The following is a 22,238-nucleotide window of genomic DNA, read 5'->3' on the forward strand; positions in this document are numbered from 1 at the left end:
CCCCGTCAGATGAATTACAGAGAGAAAAGCGTGTTGAAGCGCTTAAGAATATCGCTGCGCTCGCGGGTGCCATCGCTTTTGGTTGGCAGGATTTTCAGCTCGTTGAGCAGTGGGCGTTTGGCCTGAACATCGTCACGCGCGGGCATCAGCCAGGCATCGGCAACCATTGTCTGGCCTTCCGGCGACAGCACGTAATCGACGAAGGCTTTGGCATCATCCGCATGCTGCGTGGATTTGAGGATCATCATCGGGCGCGGCGCGATCACCGTGCCGCTGGCCGGGAAAATCACTTTCAGGGATTCGCCCTGATTGATGTTGCCGTAGGAGACATAATCTACCGCGCCAAACACTGCCGCTTTAGCCCCCTGCATCACCGGCGTTACCGCCTGCGCATTCGGGCCGCTGACAACCATGCCGTTCTTTTTCAGCTCATCAAACAGCGCCCAGGCTTTATCACCCATGCCGTTTTGCAGACCGATCAGCAAATCGAGCGACGCGCCGGACAGCGCCGGATCGGGCGTCGTGACTTTATCTTTAAACGCATCGGTGGTCAGATCCTGCCACTCTTTTGGCTCCGGGGTACCGCTTTTGGTATTCCATACAATGCCGAGCGCCGACACGCCCTGAGCGACGTAATCCGCCGATTTCAGCTCCGCCGGGACTTTTTCAGCGTTGACGCTAACGTAGGGCAACAGCCAGCCGCGCTGATGTAAATCCTCCGCCGTATCCCATGACGCGGAGATCAGAATATCGGCCTGCGGATTAGCCTGCTCGGCCTCCAGTCTGGCCATCACTTTGCCGGTGGTCGCCTGGAAGATATCGACTTTGACCCCGGTTTTCTTTTCAAACCCGGTCGCCAGATTTTTAGCCAGCGACCCCGGCCCTGCGGTGTAGACGGTCAGCGCATGGGCGCTGGACATCATGACGGAAGATAGTGCCACGGCGAGCAAAACTCCTTTATTGAAGGCAAATGACTTTTTCATGCGAACTCCCCTGAGGATGAAATCAAACGATCGGCAGCGACGCTGCCCGCAGACAAATGCACGATGCGATCGGCCAGGATTTCAGCCTCCCGGCGGTCGTGCGTAACATAAACGGCGGTGGTCCCGAGCTGGCGCAGCAGTGCAGCCATCTCCAGGCACAGTGATTCGCGAAGTTCGCTGTCAAGATTGGAGAGCGGTTCGTCAAACAGCAGCACGCGCGGTTCGGCAACGATGGCACGCGCCAGCGCCACACGCTGTTGCTGACCGCCGGATAATCCGGCAGGTTTTCGTTCGGAGAAATCGCGTAAGCCAACACGGGAGAGCGCCTGCGACACACGAGCTTCGCACTCCCGGCGCGGGAGGTTGCGCATTTTCAAGGGGAACGCCACGTTTTGTGCCACCGTCATGTGCGGCCACAGAGCGTAATCCTGGAAGACCATGCCGATGTCGCGGGCTTCCGGCGCCAAAGACCAGCCCGCTCTTGCGACCTGTCGTCCACCAAAGAAGATTTCTCCCGCAGCCGGTTGCGTTAACCCGGCGAGCAATCGCAGAAGCGTACTTTTCCCGCAGCCTGACGGACCGAGCAGCGCGACTACGCTACCCGCATCAATGTGCAGATCGATGTGATTTAATACGGTGTTCGCACCAAAGGCGTACGACACGCCGTTGAGCGTGATATCGCTGACCATCTTGTTATCCTCTTTGGGATTTAGTGTCCGCCACTGTAGGCAGGCTGTATGACGAAGGCATGACACGCAGGTTGCAGCTTGATTTCATCCGCGTTTCAGTCGTTTAATGCCCTATCCCACCGATTAAGGAATGCTCATGACCCCTTTCCGTCCCGTTGAGTTAAAACATGCGAGCCGCCTTCTGAATCACGGTCCTACGGTGCTTATCACCAGCCGCGATGAGACTATCGACCGGCGCAACGTGATGGCTGCCGCCTGGTCGATGCCCGTCGAATTTGAACCGCCGCGCATTGCGATCGTGGTCGACAAAAGCGCGTGGTCCCGCGAGCTGATTGAACGCAGTGGGATGTTCGGGATAGTCATTCCGGGCGTCGCCGCCGCCAACTGGACCTACGCCGTCGGCAGCATCAGCGGTCGCGATGAAGATAAATTCAACGCTTATGGAATCCCGGCGATTAACGGCCCAGTGCTGGGCCTGCCGGTGATTGAAGAGAAATGCCTGGCATGGATGGAGTGCCGCTTATTACCGCCGACCTCCGCCGCCGAAAAATACGATACGTTATTTGGCGAAGTGGTGGCCGCTGCAGCCGATGAACGCGCATTTGTCGCCGGACGCTGGCAGTTTGATGCGGATAAATTGAATACATTGCATCACCTGGGCGCGGGAACGTTTGTGACGAGTGGGAAGATGGTGAAAGCGCCGGAGTAAACTCCGACGCCTGGTGTTGTAGGCCCGGTAAGCGCAGCGCCACCGGGCTTTGTTACAGAATGGTGCGGTTTGGTTCCCTCACCCCGACCCTCTCCCAAAGAGAGAGGGAGCAACCATTTACGCTTTCGCGCGGCTGGCAATAATATCCTCTGCCACGTTGCGTGGAGCCTCGGCGTAATGGTGGAATTCCATGCTGTAGGTTGCGCGGCCCTGCGACATGGATCGCAACGTGGTCGCATAACCAAACATCTCCGCCAGCGGAACGTCAGCGCGAATAATCTGGCTGCCGAACCGTTCGTCCATGCCCTGCACCATCCCGCGACGAGAAGAGAGATCGCCCATAATATTCCCGGCGTACTCTTCCGGCGTTTCCACCTCGACGTGCATCACCGGTTCCAGAATCGCCGGATCGGCTTTGCGCGCGCCGTCTTTAAAACCGAAGATTGCCGCCATACGGAAGGCCATTTCCGAGGAGTCGACGTCGTGATACGAACCAAACGTCAGGGTCGCTTTCACGTCCACCACCGGATAACCCGCCAGCACGCCGCTGTTCATGGCTTCACGCAAACCTTTTTCCACCGATGGAATGTATTCGCGCGGCACCACGCCGCCTTTGGTGGCATCTTCAAACTTAAAGCCGCTGCCCGGCTCGAGCGGCTCCAGGCTCAGGACCACGTGACCATACTGCCCTTTACCGCCGGACTGGCGCACAAATTTGCCTTCGATCTCTTTCACCGCTTTGCGCAACGTCTCGCGGTAGGTCACCTGCGGGCGACCTATATTGGCTTCGACGCCAAACTCACGCTTCATACGGTCGACGATAATTTCCAGATGCAACTCGCCCATTCCGGAGATAATCGTCTGGCCGGACTCTTCGTCCGTGTGCAGACGGAACGACGGATCTTCTGCCGCCAGCCGCTGCAACGCGATGCCCATTCTCTCCTGATCGGCCTTGGTTTTCGGCTCGATCGCCAGCGAAATTACCGGTTCCGGGAATTCCATGCGCTCAAGCGTGATCACATGATCCGGATCGGTCAGGGTGTCGCCTGTAGTGACATCTTTTAACCCGACGCAGGCGGCAATATCTCCCGCGCGCAGCTCATCGACTTCATGACGATCGTTGGCATGCATCAGCACAATACGTCCAATACGCTCTTTTTTCCCTTTAACCGGGTTGTACACCGCGTCGCCTTTTTTCAGCACGCCGGAATAGACGCGGATAAAGGTCAACTGGCCGACGTACGGGTCGGTCATCAGCTTGAACGCTAACGCCGAGAACGGTTCGTCGTCGCTTGGGTGGCGCTCTGCGGGCTGGCCTTTTTCATCCACGCCATCAATAGCCGGAACGTCGAGGGGCGACGGCATCAGTTCGACAACCGCATCGAGCATGCGCTGCACGCCTTTGTTTTTGAACGCGCTGCCGCACAGCATCGGCTGGATCTCACCTTTAATAGTGCGCTGGCGTAGCCCGTCGATGATTTCGGCTTCATCCAAATCGCCCGTTTCCAGGTATTTATCCATCAGCGCATCAGTGGCTTCCGCCGCCGCAGAGACCATTTTCTCACGCCAGATTTTCGCGGTACTGAGCAAATCATCCGGAACCGGCCCGTAGCTGAAGGTCATACCCTGGGTGGCATCGTCCCACAAAATGGCGCGCATTTTGATGAGATCGACCACGCCAGTAAAGTGTTCTTCGGCACCGACGGGAATGACAATCGGCACCGGATTGGCTTTAAGGCGGTCAATCATCATCTGCACCACGCGGAAGAAATCAGCCCCCTGGCGGTCCATTTTATTGACGAAAGCCAGGCGTGGCACGTGGTACTTGTTAGCCTGTCGCCAGACCGTTTCCGACTGCGGCTGTACGCCACCGACGGAGTCATACACCATCACTGCGCCATCGAGGACGCGCATTGAACGTTCCACCTCAATGGTGAAATCCACGTGCCCTGGGGTGTCGATAATATTGATCCGGTGCGGTTCAAAATTTCGGTCCATACCGGGCCAGAAAGCGCTCACGGCTGCGGAAGTAATCGTGATTCCGCGCTCTTGCTCCTGCGCCATCCAGTCAGTTGTTGCCGCGCCATCGTGGACTTCACCCATTTTGTGGCTCATCCCGGTGTAAAACAGAATGCGCTCGGTGGTGGTCGTTTTACCGGCATCGATATGCGCGGAGATACCGATGTTGCGATAACGTTCGAGGGGGACGGGTCGGGGCATGATAAATCCTTAGTCAGTTTGACTTGAGTAGTACAACCGGAATGGTTGTCTGTGTGTTCGTCTGCTATAATAGTCCTATTGTACGAGTATATACGAACTATTTTTTAAGGGTGTGCCTATCATTAAGATAGCTCAACCTGTCCGCTAACCCAGGAAGTCTATGATCGCTAACCACCCCGAACCTGAACAAATCACGCTGGAAAATGTGCTGTTAGCCCTCGGCAACCCGCTGCGACTGGAGATCCTCCGCCTGCTCGCTGACGGCAGCGAACTCAGCTGCAACGCCCTGCGCCCGGAAGAAATCGCCAAATCGACGATGACCCACCACTGGCGAGTATTGCGCGACAGCGGTGTGATCTGGCAGCGCCCACAGGGACGCGAGAATATGATTTCGTTGCGAAGAGAAGATTTGGACGCCCGCTTTCCGGGGCTGTTGGATACGTTGTTGCGGGTGATGTAGTCGTTTTTATGCCGGGTGGCGCTGACGCTTACCCGGCCTACGGTTTGCAGTGATTTGTAGGCCGGGTAAGGCGCAGCCGCCACCCGGCTTAAATTACTGCTTTAGACCTCCGGTGACCACCCGTCATACTGCAACGAGAACCGCGCATCATTCCCTTTCACGCGGGCTGTTACCGGTGAATTAAAATGCATGCCTGTTACGCTGATTTTATCTGAAACCACCCGTTCCAGCAGACGTTTGCGAGCCCCCGCCGCCGCTACCGGATCGGTATCAAACGCAATCGTCACTTCTGGATGCTCAACCTGAATATGCGGGAAATGGACAATATCCCCCCAGATGAGCAAGGACTCCTGATCGTTACCGATCAGATATCCAGTATGGCCAGGCGTATGGCCGGGTAACGGCACAGCCTGAATTCCAGACACAATGTCCTCCTGACTGAAGGGAACCAGTTTCTGCTCGTAGGCCGCAAAAGCATTTTGCGCGAGTAAAAAAGACGGATTAAATACCCCAGGCGCACTCGCATGAATTGTTTTATTGCGCCAGAAAGACAACTCTTTCTCGTGAACATACACCCTTTCAACGTTACGAAAGAGGGGTGTATTCAGTGGACCCGCGATACCGCCAATATGATCGGGATGTGCATGTGTCAGCAGGATGGTGTCAATTTGTAAAGGATCTATCCCTGCCGCCGCCAGCGCGACCGGCAAACGTCCGCCCCAGCCTTTAAAATTCCCCGCTCCGCTATCCACGAGGATAGTCTGATTACCGGTCTGGATAACGTACACGTTGATGTTCATTCGCGGTAGCGAAGAGACACCGCGCTGTTGAAGGAGTGCTTCGGCTTTTGAGCCATCGATCCCCGACAGCAGTTCAAATGAAGCATCCAGATACCCATCGCTGAGCATGGTAACCAGCATATTGCCGATTTTTTTACGGTTAATCATGGGTGCCTGAAATGTCTGCAGTAACGTCATGTTGTGACCTCGAAAATGTGAGTTAGATCAGCATAACCCTCTGACGAGACGATAAAAAGTGGCAAATGTGTTTCAGGCTATTATCGAGCTACGCAGATTTGAAAACCTTGCCGGGTGGCGGCTGCGCCTTATCCGGCCTACAAAATCTTCGGACCCGTAGGCCGGGTAAGCGTCAGCGCCACCCGGCAAAAATCTTACATCGAATACCCAGGCTTCTTAATCAGCTCATCCAGTTTCGGGCCAATCTCCGTATCCCAGACCTGCGCCTTCCAGTCTTCCTGTTGCACCTGATTCAGAGCAACGGACACGGAAGCGTCTTTACTGTTGAAATGGCGAATAATCACTTCGGCGATGTCCGCTGCCAGTGCGGTTTTTTGTTCTTCGTTCAGATCGCGGGGAAAACATTTGATATCGACGTGTGGCATGTGCAGGCTCCTGTGTTGTGAGCGTTTCAACTTATCAGATTATTTCGTTTGCTTTTAACACCTTGTGCAGTTCTGGCAGCTGACAGACGGAATCTGCGATCGCGGTAATATGCGGCGTGTTGGCAGCAAACCATTCATGGCGCGGGCCCCAGGTGCGCATCACCGCGATATAGACGTCAATCAGCGTAAGCTGTTCGCCGAACGCCCAGGGCGCGGCTTTGAGATGATTATCCAGCCACAGATAGAGCGATTGACGATACGCCAGGCAATTTTCCCGCAGCTGTTCCGGCGCGTCGGGTGCCCAACGTTCCGGATAATCGGCGTAGGTAAAAGTGGGATAGACATTGGCGACAAGCCAGACAAGCAGACGCTGAAACTGCGCCCGATCCGGATGGCCGACAGGCGGCGCCAGATCCGGACAGCGGTCGAGAATCATCATCCCGATGGCCGCCGTTTCGCTCATCACCGCGCCGTTTTCCATTTCTAGCGTCGGGACCTGACACAGCGGATTGAGTTTCTCGAGAAGGACGCGCTGTGGGCCAGGCGAGTCAAACCCGGCGACATTGATAAACTGATAAGGAATATCGGCCAGGGTCAGCATCACTTCGCTGATGGCCGATCCCCAGCCGGGTACGCCGTACACCTTGATCATACTGCCCCCACTCAGGAGAAATCCTAAGTGTAGAACATCAATAGGTAATACCCGGCGGATTGACTTCGGACTGCGCCACGCCCTCGCCCTGCTCACCCCAGCGAGCCAGCACCTGTTGATATTCACCGCGCTGAATAGCCCCGTCCAGCGCGGCCTGCAGTGCATACACCAGCTCGTTGCCTTTTTTGGTGGTTGTCGCGACGTAGGCTTTTTTCGGCCCCAACCCCACCACTCGGGATTTTCCGGTCAGCGCCGCTTTATAGGCAGAAACCGACTGTGGCCCGAAGAACACATCCGCGCGTCCGGACTGGATATACAAATTCCCAGAGGCGTCATCCGTCAGATAAATCGGCAGCGCAGGCTCGCGCCCGGCCTGTTTGTTCTCTTCGTTCCAGCCGAGCAGGATGCGCTCCTGATTGGTGCCAGAGCCGACGATCACTTTTTTGCCCGCCAGATCTTCAGCGTTTTTGATCGACTGCACGTCGCTGGTGGATTTCACCGAAAACGCCAGGGAATCGACGCGATAGGTCGCAAAATCGAACTTCTGTTTACGCTGCTCGGTCACCGCGATATTCACCAGCGCCACGTCGTAGCGCCCGGAGCTGATCCCCAGCGGCCAGTCTTCCCATGCGGTTGGCACCAGTTTCAGTTTTAATCCGAGACTGCCCGCCAGCAGACGAGCAATATCTGGGTCACTGCCAATGCGGGTACGGTTGTCGCTGGCCAGCAGCGCCAGCGGCGGTGAATTGAGCGCGGAAATGGCGACCGTCAGCGTGCCTGGCTCAACAAATTTATAATTTTGCGGGATCTTCGCGATCGCGGCTTGATCGACTGTTACCGGCAACGGCTGCTCGTTGGCTTTTAAATCGATGCTCGCCTGGCTCACCGATACGACGCCCAACAGCGCCAGAAATCCATATTTCATACCCACTCCTTACAACACTTTTGACAGGAACTGACGCGTTCGCGCATGGGATGGACGGTTTAACACCTCGTCGCTGCTGCCCTGCTCGACTATTTTGCCATCAACCATAAACACCACCTGGTCGGCTACCTCGCGGGCAAAGCCGATCTCGTGCGTCACCACCACCAGCGTGGTGCCGGATCGGGCGAGCTTTTTGATGACATCCAGCACTTCACCCACCAGCTCCGGGTCAAGCGCCGACGTCGGTTCATCAAACAACATCACGCGCGGTCGCAGCGCGAGAGCGCGAGCAATGGCTATGCGCTGCTGTTGCCCGCCGGACAGATGGCGCGACCAGGCATCGGCTTTTTCGCGCAAACCGACCACATCCAACAGGCCATAAGCTCGCTCGACCGCCTCTTTGCGGCTCAATTGTTTGTGCGCAATCGGCGCTTCGATCAGGTTCTCCAGCACCGTGAGATGTGGAAACAAATTGAAGTTTTGAAACACGTATCCGACGTTGACGCGCTGTTTGAGGATCTCTTTCTCTTTCAATTCATACAGCTTATCGCCCTGGCGGCGATAGCCGATGTAATCCCCGTCGATCTGAATAAAGCCTTCGTCAACGCGCTCCAGGTGGTTAATGGTACGCAGCAGCGTCGATTTACCGGAACCGGATGGGCCGAGGATCACCGTCACCGATCCAGGCGGAATTTCAAGCGACACGTTATCCAGCGCCTTGTGGCGGCCAAAGAACTTACTGACGCCGGTGATTGAGATATGTCCTTCAGGAGAGGCTGGCATGGATAGGCTCCTGTGCTGGGGTAACGGAACGGGTGCGTTGGCTTGTTCGAGACTGATTCACCGCCGAGCGGCGTTCACTGCGGGCCAGGCCGCGTTCGACGACATGCTGAATCACGGATAAGACGGTGGTAATCACCAGATACCAGGCGGCACCGACCATCAGCAGCGGGATCACTTCCTGGGTGCGGTTGTAAATCATCTGAATGGTGTAGAACAGCTCCGGCATCGCCAGGACGTACACCATCGCGGTGCCTTTCGCGAGGCTGATAATTTCGTTAAACCCGGACGGTAAAATGGTGCGCAGCGCCTGAGGCAGGATAATTCGCAGCGTGCGACGCCAGGCCGGTAAACCCAGCGCGGCGGCCGCTTCGTACTGACCGTGATCGACGCCCAAAAAACCGCCGCGAATGATCTCGGCGGTATAGGCACTCTGCACCAGTGTCAGCCCCACTACGGCAGTGGAAAACTGCCCGAGTACGTTGATGGTTTCAAATTTCCCCCAGGTGATGCTGGTGAACGGCACGCCGAGTGAGAGCGTGTCGTACAGATACGAAAAGTTATAGAGGATGATCAGCACCACGATCAGCGGCAGCGAGCGGAACAGCCAAATGTAGCCAAACGCGAGGCTGCTCAACAGCCATGACGAGGACAACCGCGCCAGGGCTAACATGCCCCCCAGCACCACGCTCAGTGCCGTGCCGATCAGGGTCAACAGCAGAGTTTGTCCGACCCCTTCCAGAATCACCGGATCGAAGAACCAGCGCGCGAACACGCTCCATTCCCAGCGCGGATTAAAGGCTACCGACTGAACGACGACGGCCAGTACAAAAAGCGCGGCAATCGCCCCGACGGTGCGCCACGGATAACGCGCCGGGACCACTTTGATGGTTTCAACGTTGTTGTTCATCGTCGTTCCTCATGCGGATTTACTGAACGCTTCGCGAACCAGCGTTTTGGTGAAACGCAGACGCCCGTCGAACGGCGGCTGGCTGTACTCTTCCGGATCGCGGTCGAGGTCGAACTGCGGCGCGTAGCCCTGGCTCAGATACAGTTTCACCGCTTCCGGCTGACGAAAACCGGTAGTGAGATAGATACCGCTGTACCCCGCCAGCACCGCCCGACGCTCCAGCTCCTGCACCACGCGTGCGGCCAGCCCCTGCTGGCGCAGCGTTTTGTTAGTCCAGATGCGTTTGATTTCCGCCGTGTGCTCATCGAAAGGTTTATACGCCCCGGTGGCGATGATCTCGCCGTCGCGCTCCAGCACGATGAACAGCCCTTGAGGCGTGAGATACCACTCGGTCAGCTCGATTTCGGCATCTTTGGAAAAGTAGTCGCCATAGCGCGCCGCGTACTCTGCGAACAGCCCATCAATGATGGGCTGAAGATCGGCGTCTTCAGGCGTTACGTCGCGAAAAAGATCGCTCATGTGGCCTCCTTAATCGCCGAGTCCGGCCGGGTTCACTTCAGAATTCGGGATACGCTCGACGCCTTCACCCCAGCGGTTCAGCACTTTGTCGTAATCGCCGTTTTTGATAACGCCGTTGAGCGCAGTCTGTACCGGTTCAACCAGTCCGGAGTCTTTTTTCAGCGTCACGGCGATGTGCGCCGCTTTCGGCCAGCCGCCGTCCACGCTGCCCACCAGTTTGGTTTTTCCGTTCAGCGCCGCTTTCCACGCGCCAATCACGTTCGGACCAAAGTATGCATCAGCGCGCCCGGATTGCAGCGCCAGGGTTTGCGCCGCATCGTCTTTGGTATAAACAGGGGTAAATGGTTTAAGGCCTTTTTTGAGGTTTTCCGCGTTCCACGCCAGCAGAATCGCTTCCTGATTGGTTCCAGACCCGACAATAATTTTCAGCCCGGCGATATCTTCAGCTGTCTTAAGCGATGTGATCGGGCTGGTCGATTTGACGTAGAAACCGAGGGAATCCTTACGGTAAGTGGCGAAATCGAACTTCTCTTTGCGCTCTTTGGTCACGGTGATGTTGCTGATCGCCGCGTCATATTTGCCGGAGGCCACGCCGAGCGGCCAGTCTTCCCAGGAGGTTGGGACCACATTCAGCTCAAGTCCAAGGCTATCCGCCACCAGACGGGCGACGTCCACTTCGCTGCCAAGCAGGGTTTTGTTGTCATCCGAAAACACGGTCAGCGGCGGCTGGTTCAGCCCCGCCACGGCGACGGTGAATTTCCCCGGCACCGCAAAGCGATAATCCTTCGGCAACTGAGCCACGGCATCGCCGTTTTTAGGCGTGTTAACCGGGGTTTTGTTGGCCTCGATGCTCACACCGGTGCCGTTAATGTTCACATTCTCTGCCCAGACCGCAGGGGTAAAGGCCAGCGCGAGCGCCAGAACGAGCGATGATTTCTGCATAGCGTGTTTTCTCTTATTGTTGTGCGAACTGGTTTTTTGGCAGGTCTAAACCCAGGCTTTCGCGCAGGGTGGTGCCCGGATATTCCGTGCGGAACAGGCCGCGAGCCTGCAATACCGGAACAACGGTGTCGACAAAGCGCGGGAAAGTGTCCGGCGTACCGCCCTGAATGATGAAACCGTCTGCGGCGTGAGCGTCAAACCACTGTTGCAGCCCATCGGCCACCTCTTGTGCCGTGCCGGAAAAACGTGGGCGCGGAGAAGCCGCTTCCAGCGCCACCTGGCGCAGAGTCAGGTTCCGTTCACGGGCGTTGCGTTTGATCTCATCGGTGGTGCTGCGGAAACTGTTTTGCCCTAAATCGCCGATATCCGGGAAGGGTTCGTCGAGGGGATACTGGCTAAAATCATGGTGCTCGAAATAGCGTCCGAGATAATTCAACGCATCGTTAATCGACACCAGCGCGGCGGTGGTTTGATACTGATCTTCAACATCCGCCGCATCTTTTCCGACAATCACGCTGACGCCCTGGAAAATATGCAGTTCCTCGGCACGACGGCCATTTAATTCCAGCTGAGTTTTCACGTCACGATAAAAGATTTGAGCTTCTTCTAATGTATCGTGATGGGTGAAAATGGCGTCCGCATGTTTTGCCGCCAGTTTTTTACCGTCTTCCGATGCACCCGCCTGGAATACAATCGGACGTCCCTGCGGAGTGCGGCCAATATTCAGCGGCCCAGCGACCTGGAAGAAATCACCGTGATGATCCAGAGTATGTAATTTCTCTGGATTAAAGAATTGTCCGCTCGCTTTGTTACGCACAAAAGCATCTTCTTCCCAGGAATCCCACAGTCCTTTCACCACGTCGAGATATTCATCAGCAATGCGATAACGCAGGGCGTGCTCCGGGTGTTTCTCGCGGGAAAAGTTCTTTGCCGAACCTTCCAGCGGGGAGGTCACTACGTTCCAGCCCGCGCGGCCATTGCTTAAATGATCGAGACTGGCAAACTGACGCGCAACGCTAAACGGCTCGCTATAGGAAGTCGATAACGTACCGACCAGGCCGAGACGCGACGTCAAACTCGCCAGCGCGGATAAGACGGTCAACGGCTCAAAGCGATTGAGAAAATGCGGGATGGATTTCTCATTGATATACAGTCCGTCAGCGACGAATAAAAAATCCAGTTTCCCCTCTTCCGCTTTTAACGCCGTCTCTTTGACGAAATCAAAATTAATACTCGCATCAGCGATAGCCGCCGGATGACGCCAGGCTGACATATTCCCTGATGCGCCATGTAATATCGTTCCCAGACGCAATTTTCGTGTTGCAGACATATTCACCCCTTAATCATTAAATTTGATGTAATGCTTTTTCTGCAAGCTGCGAGAAATAGTGTGCGGCGGGTTCGATTAATGCTTCGTCAGGATTAAAACCCGGATGGTGCAAACCGAATGGACTATTACTGCCGATACTGACAAACGCGCCGGGAATATGCTGTAAATAGACGGCAAAATCTTCGCCGCCCATATGCAACTCTGCGTGCTGCGTTTCGTATCCGGTTTCGCGCGCCACCGAAGTGGCAAAATCGGCCCAACGCTCGTCATTCACCAGCGCAGTCGGCCCGGCGTACCAGATGATATCGATTTGAGCGTTAAAAGCACTGGCAAATCCGGCGGCGATTTCGCCAACGCGCGCTTTGACATTCTGTTGTACTTCAATGCGATGGGTGCGTAGCGTTCCTTCCAGCTCCACGCTTTCTGGCAGCACGTTCCAGGTATTGCCGCCTTCGATGCGCGTCACGCTCAGCACCACGGAGTCGAGCGTGTTGACGTTCCGGCTGGCAACGCTTTGCAGCGCGGTGACCAGCTGGCTGGCGAGCAGGATCGCATCAGATCCTTCATGCGGACGCGCAGCGTGAGCGCCCTTGCCCGTCACGCGGATCACAAACCTGTCGACGTTGGCATAAAACGGTCCGCCGCGCGTGGCGAATGCACCCACCGGCAGACCCGGCTCGTTGTGCATGCCGAAAATAGCGTTCACATCGTGCAGCGCCCCGGCCCGAACCAGACTTTTCGCGCCACCAAAATTCTCTTCAGCGGGCTGAAACAGAATGCGTACGCGACCGGGAAGTGACGCTTCGCGGGCTTTGAGCTGTAACGCTGCACCCAAAATGACGCTGGTGTGAATATCGTGCCCGCAGGCGTGCATCACGCCGGGATTTTGCGAGCTAAATTCCACGCCGCTGCGCTCTTCAATGGGCAGCGCATCGATATCCGCGCGCAGGGCAATTTGTTTAGCGCCTTTGCCAATTTCAGCCACTACGCCGGTCTGGATATCATAGGGCAGCACGGTGATCCCGGCGTCCGACAACCACTGGCGCAGCCGCGCGGTCGTTTCGACTTCCTGACCTGACAGTTCGGGATGGCGATGCAGTTCACGACGCCAGTCGATCAGCTGTTGTCCGAGGCTCATGCCAGCACCTCCCCGGCGAATTTCGCCTGTGCCAGCAGGCGCAAGGATTGCGTGCGGGCCAGACCGTCAGCGACCGGAGTATCAATGATGAACTCGTCAATTCCCCACTTCTGATGCAGGGTTTCAAGCGCTTCAAGCACCGATTCTGCCGTGCCTTTGATAAGTGACTGAGCGCGACGGGCGATGCGCAGCGGCTCGCTTTGCGCCTGACGCGCGAAGGCATAAGCTTGTTCTTCGCTGGCGACCGTCACTCGCTGGCCGTTCGCCAGTTCAACGCCCCAGACTTCAACTTTTTCGGCCAGCGCATCGGCCTGAGCCTGAGTCGGCGCGACGATGACTTGTACGGCCACAATGGCATTGAGCGCGCTGCTGGCGTGCCAGGTTTCGAGGACGTCGCGCAGGAGATTTGCATCCCCATTAAGATGCGCGGCAAAGACAAAATTCCAGCCGAGCTTCGCGGCAAGCTGTGCACTTTCGACGCTGGCACCGAGCAGGAATTTCTCCGCCGGAGCGGCGGGAAGCGGCGTCGCGTTGACGCTGTCGTCTTGAACGTCTGCTCCCGGAGAGAGCCAGCCATCGAGCTGCGTCAGTTGATCGGCGAAATCCCCCTTCTCCTCCTGATGCAAGCCACGTTGCAGAGCGCGGGTGGAAAGCGGCAAACCGCCTGGCGCTTTGCCGACACCCAAATCAACGCGCCCAGGCGCAATTGACGCCAGCACGTTGAAATTCTCCGCCACTTTATACGGGCTGTAATGTTGCAGCATCACACCGCCGGAACCGACGCGAATGTGTTTTGTTTGTCCCAGAATCCAGGCAATGAGCAGCTCAGGCGATGGGCTGGCAAGCTGAGCAGTATTGTGGTGCTCGGCAATCCAGAAGCGATGAAACCCCAGCGCTTCTGCCTGTTTCGCCAGACTTAAGGTGCGCGCCAGCGCATCGGCTGCCGTTTCGTTCACCGCGACAGGGCTTTTATCCAGAATGCTGATTCGCCAGGACATGTTGTGTTCTCGTTTGACTTAACATGTCGTCATTATTAAAGGGCGATTTCACCTCTGAGAAACAATTAATTTACATTTGGTTTCCCGGAAATCAGAAATGGGATGTCACCCGGCGGCACTTCGTTTGCGCGAGCCTACAGGTTTTGTAGGCCGGGTAAGCGAAGCGCCACCCGGCAATAACGGCACGAGTTTCAGTTTTCGCATTCATATTTCACTTAATATTTAGCTTAAAGTGAGAATTTAATTCGCCATTAAAAATAGCGTTTCCGTTTGTTTGCAATTTCATTACATAAGCAAAGTTTAATAGATAAAATTTATTTAATTTAGGTGCTTTCTTGTTCACCCCTTTTTGTGGAAGAATGCGCAGGCCGTAATAAACACAACAATAAATTCTGTCTTGCCTGAATAATTTTTCGGGCGGCTTCTCTGTTTTTTTGACATCACCACGGAGTTTTTCATGAGAAATAACACTCCTGTTACACAAAGCGAGTATTTGCTTAACGAAGAGTCGACGCTGATGTCGACCACCGACATCCACAGCCATATTACTTATGCCAACTCGACCTTTATTGAGGCCAGCGGCTATAAAGAAGAACATCTTATCGGCGAGCCGCACAATATGATTCGCCATCCTGATATGCCGCCAGAGGCGTTTGGGGATATGTGGTTTACCCTCCAGCAAGGCCAGAGCTGGACCGGGATTGTCAAGAACCGCCGCCACAATGGCGATCATTACTGGGTGCGGGCTAACGTCACGCCGGTATACCAGAACGACACCCTGACCGGTTATATTTCGGTCCGAAATATTCCACCGCGCGCAGAGATTGAAGCCAGCGAAAATCTTTACGAGAGAGTTCGAAATAACCAGGTCACTCGCTATCGTTTTTATAAAGGTTTATTGGTTCGCCGAGGTTTATTTTCTTTTCTTTCGCTTTTTAAAAAAATCAGCATTGCGAAAAGAGTCAATTTCGCCATTGCGTTCACCGCGATCCTGACGTTGCTCGCCACTATTTTATTACCCCAGGGGATCGTGCAAACCGGTGCATTTGTGGCAATTTTTATTATGTTAGCATTTTATCTTAATGCGCAGATTTGCCGTCCACTAAAAACCATTGTTCATCATATGCAGCACGTCGTTTCTGGACGAAAACCGGCCTATTTCCATTTCGATCGCGTCGATGAAGTGGGAATGATGATGCGTCTGGTTAATCAGTCAGGTCTGAATCTAAATTCTCTGGTGGATGATGTCGGGGCCCAAATATCAGGGATCAGTACCATTAGCCAGCAGGTGGAAAAGGAAGGCGCGGCGTTGCAGGCGCGTTCAGAAGAAACAGCGGATGATTTGCAGCAAACGGCAGCTGCCGTGGAAGAAATTGCCAGCGCCGTACAGCAAACCGCACAAACCGCCGGGGAAGCGATTCATATGGCGGATCGCACCAGCAGCAGCGCCCACAGCGGCGAAACGGCGATGAAACAGACCATCGGCATGATGCAGTCGGTGTCGAAAGATAACAGTCAGATCGTCGATATCATCGCCGTGATCGACCGTATCGCCTTCCAGACCAATATTCTGGCGCTCAACGCGGCGGTGGAAGCCGCACGCGCGGGTGAAGCAGGACGCGGTTTTGCAGTCGTGGCGGCGGAAGTCCGTAATCTGGCCCAGCACTCGGCCTCGGCGGCCAAAGAGATCAAAACGCTGATTGAGAAAAACGTCGCCAGCGTTAACGCGGGCGTGGCAATGGTTGAACAGACCGAAACGCACCTTACTGCAATGATCGGCAACGTATTGCAGGTGACATCCCTGATTAAAGAGATCGGCCATGCGACTCAGGAGCAAACTCTGGCCCTGACGCTGATTAACGAATCGATTTCCCGCATCGGCGTGATGACCCACAACAATACGGGCATGGTCGATAATGTCACCAGCGCCGCCAGACACCTGACGCAGCGCACCACACGGCTGCAACAGGCGATTGCGGTATTTGGCGGTTAACGGCCCTGATATTGCTCGTCAGTCACTTTTTCCAGCCAGTCAACCGGGCTGCCGTTCACGGATTCGGCGATGGCGATATGCGTCATCGCGGTTTGTGAACTGGCGCCATGCCAGTGTTTTACGCCGGGCGGTATCCACGCGATATCGCCCTGATTAAGCACTTCTGCCTCTTTACCCCACTCCTGCAACCACCCGCGCCCCTGCGTCACAATCAGAGTCTGCCCCAGCGGATGAGTATGCCACGCGGTACGTGCGCCGGGTTCAAACGTTACCGTTGCCCCGCCGACGGCTGCCGGTTCCGTCGCCTGAAATGGCGCATCGATACGCACGGTGCCGCTAAACCACGCTTCCGGGCCGCGAACGGACGGTAGCGAACCACTACGGATAATTTTCATGTTGCCTCCTGTTTTGCTGATGCGTTAACAGTAGCGCAAAGCCAGGCGCAGCATTAGACTGCATAATCAGAAAGGAACTATGAACTCAACTCATAAATCGGGAACTGCGCCATGCTGAAAGATAATTTCAACGATCTGCTGTCTTTTATGGTGGTTGCCCGCGAGCGCAGTTTTACCCGCGCTGCCGCCCAGCTTGGTGTTTCGCAATCGGCGTTAAGCCACGCGATGCGCAATCTTGAAGCCCGTCTGGATATGCGCTTGCTCACCCGAACCACCCGCAGCGTAGCCCCGACCGAGGCAGGCGAGCAACTTTTTACGCGCCTCAGCCCGCACCTGCTGGAAATCGAACAGGAGCTAACTACTCTGCGTGATATGCGCGACAAACCCGCAGGCAACATTCGTATTACCGCCGGAGAACACGCCATGTCATCGGTGCTGTGGCCGGTGCTAAAACCGTTTATGGCGCAGTACCCCGACATTCACATCGAAGTTACCGTGGACAATGGCCTGACGGATATTGTTGATGGTCGCTTTGACGCAGGCGTGCGGCTCGGCGAGCAAGTTGCCAAAGATATGATTGCGGTACGCATCGCGCCTGATATGCGCATGGTAGTGGTGGGATCGGCGGATTATTTAGCGCGTTTCGGCATCCCGGAATCCCCCGAACAGCTGGCGAACCATCGTTGCATTAATATGCGTCTGCCGACGCTCGGCGGGCTGTACGCCTGGGAATTTGAACAGGATGGGCGTGAACTGCGGGTACGAGTGGACGGACAGTTGACGCTAAACAGCCTGCCCCAGCGCATTGATGCCGCCGTGGCAGGCCTGGGACTGGCGTATGTGCCGGAAGATACGGTGCAGCACGCTATTGCTGGCGGACAACTTATCCAGGTGCTTGATTCATGGTGTCCGTATTTTGACGGTTACCACCTTTACTACCCGAGTCGTCGTCAACACACCACCGCCTTCTCACTGCTCGTCGATGCGCTGCGTAAAGCGTAAATTACTTCCCGACGCGCGCCTGAAGATGTTGAGGATAGCGATCGCCGACCACATCGATGCTCGCCAGCGCCTGGTTGATTCGACCGAGCGCTTCAGGTGACAACGTCACGCTGACTCCGCCCAGATTCTCTTCCAGACGATGCAGTTTAGTGGTGCCCGGAATGGGCACAATCCACGGCGCTTTGGCCAGCAGCCATGCCAGCGCGATTTGCGCCGGTGTCACGCCCTGCTCAGCCGCCAGACGCTGCACCAGATCCACCAGCTGTTGGTTGGCCTGACGCGAGGCTTCACTAAAGCGCGGCACCTGGTTGCGGAAATCACTGCTGTCGAAGGTAGTTTGTGCGTTGATCGCCCCGGTCAGGAAGCCTTTTCCCAATGGGCTGAACGGCACAAAACCGATATTCAGCTCCTCGAGCAGCGGTAAAATGGCCTGTTCCGGTTCGCGCCACCACAGGGAATATTCGCTTTGTAGCGCAGCCACCGGGCACACCGCATGGGCGCGACGAATCGTCTCGACGCCCGCTTCTGACAGTCCGAAATGTTTCACTTTGCCTTCGGCGATCAGGTCAGCAACGGTTCCGGCAACATCTTCTACCGGAACATCAGGATCAACCCGATGCTGGTAATAGAGGTCAATTACCTCCGTTTTCAGGCGTTTTAACGAGCCTTCTATCGCCGCGCGAATATGTTCCGGACGGCTGTTAAGCACCTGGCCAGGTTGAGCGCAGTCGAAACCAAATTTGGTCGCAATCACCACCTTATCGCGCACTGGGGCCAGCGCTTCCCCCACCACCTCTTCGTTGATGTACGGACCGTAGACTTCGGCGGTGTCGAAGAATGTGACGCCGCGATCAACCGCCGCACGGATGAGGGCAATGGCCTGCGCTTTGTCCGTCGCCGGGCCGTAACCGAAGCTTAACCCCATACATCCCAGCCCCAGGGCGGAAACTGTTAAACCATTTTGTCCGAGTTGTCGCTGTTGCATCTGTTGACCTTATGCGTTGTGTTTTGAACAACACCACTCTAAGGGGCATTTCTTATGAGCACTACAGCGCATAACTGCTTGTGCTTATGAAATTGGCTCATCAATTGTGATAAGTCCCTCTCAATTCGTATTATTTCAGGCCGGTTATATTTTGCGTCGCTTATGGATTGCGGGTAGGATGCTTCGCCATGTTTTGCCTTATCCATACGCAGAATGACTGGAAAGGCGGCATCTGGCCGCACAGAAGCAATCGATTGGTCTGCTGACGGCCATGTACGGGCATCCCTAAGATGATTCAGACAGGTAAACAGGTATCTCAATGAAAACAAGCAATAAAAGCGCAGCCGATCATCACGCTGCGAAACGTCGCTGGTTGAACTCTCACGAAGAGGGCTATCACAAGGCGATGGGCAACCGTCAGGTGCAGATGATCGCCATCGGTGGCGCCATTGGTACAGGGTTGTTTTTAGGTGCGGGCGCACGACTGCAAATGGCGGGCCCGGCGCTGGCACTGGTCTATCTGGTGTGCGGTATTTTCTCCTTCTTTATTCTGCGTGCGCTTGGCGAGCTGGTATTACACCGCCCGTCCAGCGGCAGTTTTGTCTCTTACGCCCGTGAGTTTCTCGGCGAAAAAGCCGCCTATGTGGCGGGCTGGATGTATTTCGTCAACTGGGCAATGACCGGGATTGTCGATATCACCGCTGTCGCGCTGTATATGCACTACTGGGGCGCGTTCGGTGATGTTCCGCAGTGGGTGTTTGCCCTTGGTGCGCTGGCGATTGTCGGCACCATGAATATGATCGGCGTGAAGTGGTTCGCCGAGATGGAGTTCTGGTTTGCACTTATTAAAGTGCTGGCAATTGTGATTTTCCTGGTCGTCGGAACCGTGGTTCTCGGCAGCGGAAAACCGCTCGACGGCGGCGCGACCGGCTTCCATCTGATAACCGATAACGGCGGCATCTTCCCGCACGGCCTGCTGCCTGCGCTGGTGCTGGTTCAGGGTGTGGTTTTTGCCTTCGCCTCGATTGAACTGGTCGGGACCGCAGCGGGTGAATGTAAAGACCCGCAGACGATGGTGCCAAAAGCGATTAACAGCGTTATCTGGCGTATCGGCCTGTTCTACGTTGGCTCGGTGGTGCTGTTAGTGCTGCTGCTGCCGTGGAATGCCTATCAGGCGGGACAAAGTCCGTTCGTGACCTTCTTCTCTAAGCTCGGCGTGCCTTACGTTGGCAGCATTATGAATATCGTGGTGCTGACCGCTGCGCTCTCCAGCCTGAACTCCGGTTTGTACTGCACAGGCCGTATCCTGCGCTCGATGTCGATGGGCGGTTCCGCACCAAAATTCATGTCGAAAATGAGCAAACAGCAGGTTCCGTACGCGGGGATTCTTGCGACGCTGGTGATTTACGTCTTTGGCGTGTTCCTGAACTATCTGGTGCCGTCTCAGGTGTTTGAGATCGTGCTAAACGTAGCGGCTATCGGCATTATCGCCTCATGGGCGTTTATCGTGGTGTGCCAGATGCGCCTGCGTAAAGCGATCAAAGAAGGTAAAGCAGCGGATGTGAGCTTCAAAATGCCGGGCGCACCGGTAACATCGTGGCTGACTCTGCTATTCCTGTTCAGCGTACTGGCATTGATGGCGTTTGACTATCCGAACGGCACCTACACCATCGCCACGATCCCACTGCTGGCTATCCTGCTGGTGATTGGCTGGTTTGGTGTGCGTAAGCGCGTGAACGAGATCCACAGCACCGCGCCGGTGCTGGCGGAAGACGCGCAGCACGACGGTCCATTGGTTGAAGAGACTTCGCGTTAACAGACGCGGATGAAACCCCGTAGGCCCGCGCAAGCGCAGCGACGACGGGCAAAAAAAGGGAAGGCATTTTTGCCTTCCCTTTTTCTTTTCGCCGGGTGGCGGCTTCGCCTTACCCGGCCTACAAGAGCCGTTTACAACGCGATACGGATCACGTCGTCCGGCTGGGTCGCTTCCTGCTGACGGGTGGATTTCTGTTTCACCGTCACGTACAGGGTTTTACCGTCCGCGGACAGCGCCAGACTGTTCGGGAAGGTTGGCGTATCAAAGGTTTTCGTCACTTTGTAGGTTTTCGCGTCAATCACGCTGACTTTACCCGCTTCGCGATGGGTCACGTACGCTTCGTTGCGCGTCGGGTTAAACAGCACCGCCAGCGATTCAGGTGCGGCGATCTTCTCGATAACCTTTCCGTCTTTCAGATTCACTACCAGCACTTCAGGCTGTTTAGAATCGGTCAGGAATGCGCGCTGGCCTTTAGTGTCCAGGCTCAGGTTCAGATAGAAGTGTTCTTTCCCATCATCCTGCACTTTTTGACGGCTCAGCACCTTGTGGGTGGCCGTATCAATGGTAATCAGTTCACCGTCCGCATTGGTGCTGTACAGGCGTTTGGCCTGCGCATCCAGCGCCAGACCCGTGCTGAAGGTGCCTGTGTCCTTGATGGTCTCTTTCAGTTTCAGCGTTTCGCCATCCACCACCCAGATAACGCTCTCTTTGCCGATACCGGTGATATACACGGTGTTGGTGGTGTCATCAGCCACCAGTTCGCGCGGCTGCAGCGGCTTAACGGTATCGCTACGTTTGCGATCGTCCAGTACCAGGCGCCCTTTCACGTCGCCGGTTTTAGCGTCGATAGCGGTCACGGCGCTGTTAGTGGTGTTACCAAACCACAGGGTTTGCGTGGCGCTGTTGATGGTAGCCCCGAACGGTTTTAAATCGTTATGAATGGCCTGTGTCACTTCCAGCGTGACCGGATCGAGACGGTAAACCACGCCACCTTTATCCGTTTTACGGCTTTGCGTGGTTGCCACCCACAGGGCATTTTCCTGCTGGCTGACGGCCATTTCGTAAGCGCCCTTGCCGACCGCTTTTCGCAGCATCTCTTCTGCAGCATGAACATTAAACGAACCCGCTACCAGCAGTGAACCCAGCAGTAAAGAACCACGCAGACGCGGCGAGCACAGATGACGTAATGACATGACGACTCCCTTTGATAAAAAATGTAGTAATGCCGACATTGCTTCCCTGAGACGAAGTCATGGCTTCGTCATATTTATTGTTGAGAATAGTAATCATTATTCCAGTAAATGTGGAGACTTTGTTTCCCGTTAACCTAATGTGCTGTTAAAGTTTTCAAATTATTTACAAAAGATTTACCATACGCACATGTGTTCCA

General features: G+C 55.5%; 20 protein-coding genes and 1 pseudogene. 5 read left to right on the forward strand and 16 right to left on the reverse strand.

What is annotated here, in order from left to right:
* Positions 1–14 precede the first annotated feature (14 nt).
* Both JBO43_RS01700 and JBO43_RS01705 read right to left on the reverse strand, forming a co-directional pair.
* Positions 15–983, reverse strand: coding sequence for an ABC transporter substrate-binding protein (locus JBO43_RS01700; RefSeq protein ID WP_202673581.1), 969 nt, complete (start codon positions 981–983; stop codon positions 15–17).
* A complete protein-coding gene (locus JBO43_RS01705; protein ID WP_202673582.1) occupies positions 980–1,672 on the reverse strand; it encodes an ABC transporter ATP-binding protein in 693 nt (230 codons plus the stop codon). Before JBO43_RS01705 ends, JBO43_RS01700 begins: the two co-directional genes overlap by 4 nt.
* 136 nt (positions 1,673–1,808) lie before the next feature.
* Here JBO43_RS01705 and JBO43_RS01710 point away from each other — a divergent pair, with 136 nt between their 5' ends.
* Positions 1,809–2,381 carry a flavin reductase family protein gene (locus tag JBO43_RS01710; RefSeq protein ID WP_103945956.1) on the forward strand — a complete coding sequence of 191 codons (573 nt, stop codon included), beginning with the start codon at positions 1,809–1,811 and terminating at the stop codon, positions 2,379–2,381.
* A gap of 117 nt (positions 2,382–2,498) precedes the next feature.
* Here JBO43_RS01710 and fusA read toward each other — a convergent pair whose 3' ends face one another.
* The gene (fusA, locus tag JBO43_RS01715; protein ID WP_095282090.1) at positions 2,499–4,601 is read right to left on the reverse strand and encodes an elongation factor G; all 2,103 of its coding nucleotides are present in this window, start codon (positions 4,599–4,601) and stop codon (positions 2,499–2,501) included.
* Between the two features lie 160 nt (positions 4,602–4,761).
* Between fusA and JBO43_RS01720 the strand changes: the two genes are divergently transcribed.
* Complete coding sequence (locus tag JBO43_RS01720) at positions 4,762–5,061, forward strand: ArsR/SmtB family transcription factor (RefSeq protein WP_103945957.1); 300 nt, start codon at positions 4,762–4,764, stop codon at positions 5,059–5,061.
* 101 nt (positions 5,062–5,162) lie between these two features.
* On the opposite strand, the gene JBO43_RS01725 is transcribed toward JBO43_RS01720, so the two are convergent.
* From JBO43_RS01725 to JBO43_RS01775, 10 genes and pseudogenes are all read right to left on the reverse strand, one after another.
* The gene (locus JBO43_RS01725) at positions 5,163–6,008 is read right to left on the reverse strand and encodes an MBL fold metallo-hydrolase (RefSeq protein WP_237729904.1); all 846 of its coding nucleotides are present in this window, start codon (positions 6,006–6,008) and stop codon (positions 5,163–5,165) included.
* Between the two features lie 224 nt (positions 6,009–6,232).
* Positions 6,233–6,463, reverse strand: a complete 231-nt coding sequence (pptA, locus tag JBO43_RS01730) for a tautomerase PptA (protein ID WP_095282093.1) — start codon at positions 6,461–6,463, stop codon at positions 6,233–6,235.
* Positions 6,464–6,497: 34 nt separating this feature from the next.
* Positions 6,498–7,115: a glutathione S-transferase family protein gene (locus JBO43_RS01735; RefSeq protein WP_202673584.1), complete on the reverse strand. Its 618-nt coding sequence runs from the start codon at positions 7,113–7,115 to the stop codon at positions 6,498–6,500.
* A gap of 37 nt (positions 7,116–7,152) precedes the next feature.
* Positions 7,153–8,040 (reverse strand): transporter substrate-binding domain-containing protein, encoded by an 888-nt coding sequence (locus JBO43_RS01740; RefSeq protein WP_202673585.1) that lies wholly within the window; start codon positions 8,038–8,040, stop codon positions 7,153–7,155.
* A 9-nt stretch (positions 8,041–8,049) separates the two neighbouring features.
* The gene (locus JBO43_RS01745; protein WP_095282096.1) at positions 8,050–8,823 is read right to left on the reverse strand and encodes an amino acid ABC transporter ATP-binding protein; all 774 of its coding nucleotides are present in this window, start codon (positions 8,821–8,823) and stop codon (positions 8,050–8,052) included.
* A complete protein-coding gene (locus tag JBO43_RS01750; RefSeq protein WP_103945962.1) occupies positions 8,807–9,730 on the reverse strand; it encodes an amino acid ABC transporter permease in 924 nt (307 codons plus the stop codon). Before JBO43_RS01750 ends, JBO43_RS01745 begins: the two co-directional genes overlap by 17 nt.
* A 9-nt stretch (positions 9,731–9,739) precedes the next feature.
* The gene (locus JBO43_RS01755) at positions 9,740–10,249 is read right to left on the reverse strand and encodes a GNAT family N-acetyltransferase (RefSeq protein WP_202673586.1); all 510 of its coding nucleotides are present in this window, start codon (positions 10,247–10,249) and stop codon (positions 9,740–9,742) included.
* A gap of 9 nt (positions 10,250–10,258) precedes the next feature.
* A pseudogene (locus tag JBO43_RS22880) lies at positions 10,259–12,521 on the reverse strand (NtaA/DmoA family FMN-dependent monooxygenase).
* A gap of 16 nt (positions 12,522–12,537) precedes the next feature.
* Positions 12,538–13,659: a M20 peptidase aminoacylase family protein gene (locus JBO43_RS01770; protein ID WP_202673589.1), complete on the reverse strand. Its 1,122-nt coding sequence runs from the start codon at positions 13,657–13,659 to the stop codon at positions 12,538–12,540.
* Positions 13,656–14,657, reverse strand: coding sequence for an LLM class flavin-dependent oxidoreductase (locus JBO43_RS01775; protein ID WP_202673590.1), 1,002 nt, complete (start codon positions 14,655–14,657; stop codon positions 13,656–13,658). The genes JBO43_RS01770 and JBO43_RS01775 overlap by 4 nt, the downstream gene beginning before the upstream one ends.
* A 457-nt stretch (positions 14,658–15,114) precedes the next feature.
* Between JBO43_RS01775 and JBO43_RS01780 the strand changes: the two genes are divergently transcribed.
* Positions 15,115–16,650, forward strand: a complete 1,536-nt coding sequence (locus tag JBO43_RS01780; protein ID WP_202673591.1) for a methyl-accepting chemotaxis protein — start codon at positions 15,115–15,117, stop codon at positions 16,648–16,650.
* Here JBO43_RS01780 and JBO43_RS01785 read toward each other — a convergent pair.
* On the reverse strand, positions 16,647–17,045 hold the full coding sequence (locus JBO43_RS01785; protein WP_095282104.1) for a (R)-mandelonitrile lyase: 399 nt from the start codon (positions 17,043–17,045) through the stop codon (positions 16,647–16,649). The two genes, JBO43_RS01780 and JBO43_RS01785, sit on opposite strands and share 4 nt — an antisense overlap.
* A 111-nt stretch (positions 17,046–17,156) precedes the next feature.
* Between JBO43_RS01785 and JBO43_RS01790 the strand changes: the two genes are divergently transcribed.
* The gene (locus JBO43_RS01790; RefSeq protein WP_202673592.1) at positions 17,157–18,047 is read left to right on the forward strand and encodes a LysR family transcriptional regulator; all 891 of its coding nucleotides are present in this window, start codon (positions 17,157–17,159) and stop codon (positions 18,045–18,047) included.
* A gap of 1 nt (position 18,048) precedes the next feature.
* On the opposite strand, the gene JBO43_RS01795 is transcribed toward JBO43_RS01790, so the two are convergent.
* Positions 18,049–19,032: an aldo/keto reductase gene (locus JBO43_RS01795; RefSeq protein ID WP_202673593.1), complete on the reverse strand. Its 984-nt coding sequence runs from the start codon at positions 19,030–19,032 to the stop codon at positions 18,049–18,051.
* Between the two features lie 319 nt (positions 19,033–19,351).
* Here JBO43_RS01795 and ansP point away from each other — a divergent pair, with 319 nt between their 5' ends.
* A complete protein-coding gene (gene ansP, locus JBO43_RS01800; protein WP_103945968.1) occupies positions 19,352–20,848 on the forward strand; it encodes an L-asparagine permease in 1,497 nt (498 codons plus the stop codon).
* Positions 20,849–20,979: 131 nt separating this feature from the next.
* On the opposite strand, the gene yncE is transcribed toward ansP, so the two are convergent.
* Positions 20,980–22,041 (reverse strand): 7-bladed beta-propeller protein YncE, encoded by a 1,062-nt coding sequence (yncE, locus tag JBO43_RS01805; RefSeq protein WP_202673594.1) that lies wholly within the window; start codon positions 22,039–22,041, stop codon positions 20,980–20,982.
* Positions 22,042–22,238: the final 197 nt, after the last annotated feature.

Origin of the sequence: Lelliottia jeotgali (assembly GCF_016771845.1) — a bacterium.
Classification (GTDB): domain Bacteria; phylum Pseudomonadota; class Gammaproteobacteria; order Enterobacterales; family Enterobacteriaceae; genus Enterobacter; species Enterobacter jeotgali.

Bases quoted from the DNA above. Each gene is read 5' to 3' on its own strand.
- JBO43_RS01700 (WP_202673581.1), bottom strand. From the start codon at position 983: ATGAAAAAGTCATTTGCCTTCAATAAAGGAGTTTTGCTCGCCGTGGCA.
- JBO43_RS01705 (WP_202673582.1), bottom strand. From the start codon at position 1,672: ATGGTCAGCGATATCACGCTCAACGGCGTGTCGTACGCCTTTGGTGCG.
- JBO43_RS01710 (WP_103945956.1), top strand. From the start codon at position 1,809: ATGACCCCTTTCCGTCCCGTTGAGTTAAAACATGCGAGCCGCCTTCTG.
- fusA (WP_095282090.1), bottom strand. From the start codon at position 4,601: ATGCCCCGACCCGTCCCCCTCGAACGTTATCGCAACATCGGTATCTCC.
- JBO43_RS01720 (WP_103945957.1), top strand. From the start codon at position 4,762: ATGATCGCTAACCACCCCGAACCTGAACAAATCACGCTGGAAAATGTG.
- JBO43_RS01725 (WP_237729904.1), bottom strand. From the start codon at position 6,008: ATGATTAACCGTAAAAAAATCGGCAATATGCTGGTTACCATGCTCAGC.
- pptA (WP_095282093.1), bottom strand. From the start codon at position 6,463: ATGCCACACGTCGATATCAAATGTTTTCCCCGCGATCTGAACGAAGAA.
- JBO43_RS01735 (WP_202673584.1), bottom strand. From the start codon at position 7,115: ATGATCAAGGTGTACGGCGTACCCGGCTGGGGATCGGCCATCAGCGAA.
- JBO43_RS01740 (WP_202673585.1), bottom strand. From the start codon at position 8,040: ATGAAATATGGATTTCTGGCGCTGTTGGGCGTCGTATCGGTGAGCCAG.
- JBO43_RS01745 (WP_095282096.1), bottom strand. From the start codon at position 8,823: ATGCCAGCCTCTCCTGAAGGACATATCTCAATCACCGGCGTCAGTAAG.
- JBO43_RS01750 (WP_103945962.1), bottom strand. From the start codon at position 9,730: ATGAACAACAACGTTGAAACCATCAAAGTGGTCCCGGCGCGTTATCCG.
- JBO43_RS01755 (WP_202673586.1), bottom strand. From the start codon at position 10,249: ATGAGCGATCTTTTTCGCGACGTAACGCCTGAAGACGCCGATCTTCAG.
- JBO43_RS01770 (WP_202673589.1), bottom strand. From the start codon at position 13,659: ATGAGCCTCGGACAACAGCTGATCGACTGGCGTCGTGAACTGCATCGC.
- JBO43_RS01775 (WP_202673590.1), bottom strand. From the start codon at position 14,657: ATGTCCTGGCGAATCAGCATTCTGGATAAAAGCCCTGTCGCGGTGAAC.
- JBO43_RS01780 (WP_202673591.1), top strand. From the start codon at position 15,115: ATGAGAAATAACACTCCTGTTACACAAAGCGAGTATTTGCTTAACGAA.
- JBO43_RS01785 (WP_095282104.1), bottom strand. From the start codon at position 17,045: ATGAAAATTATCCGTAGTGGTTCGCTACCGTCCGTTCGCGGCCCGGAA.
- JBO43_RS01790 (WP_202673592.1), top strand. From the start codon at position 17,157: ATGCTGAAAGATAATTTCAACGATCTGCTGTCTTTTATGGTGGTTGCC.
- JBO43_RS01795 (WP_202673593.1), bottom strand. From the start codon at position 19,032: ATGCAACAGCGACAACTCGGACAAAATGGTTTAACAGTTTCCGCCCTG.
- ansP (WP_103945968.1), top strand. From the start codon at position 19,352: ATGAAAACAAGCAATAAAAGCGCAGCCGATCATCACGCTGCGAAACGT.
- yncE (WP_202673594.1), bottom strand. From the start codon at position 22,041: ATGTCATTACGTCATCTGTGCTCGCCGCGTCTGCGTGGTTCTTTACTG.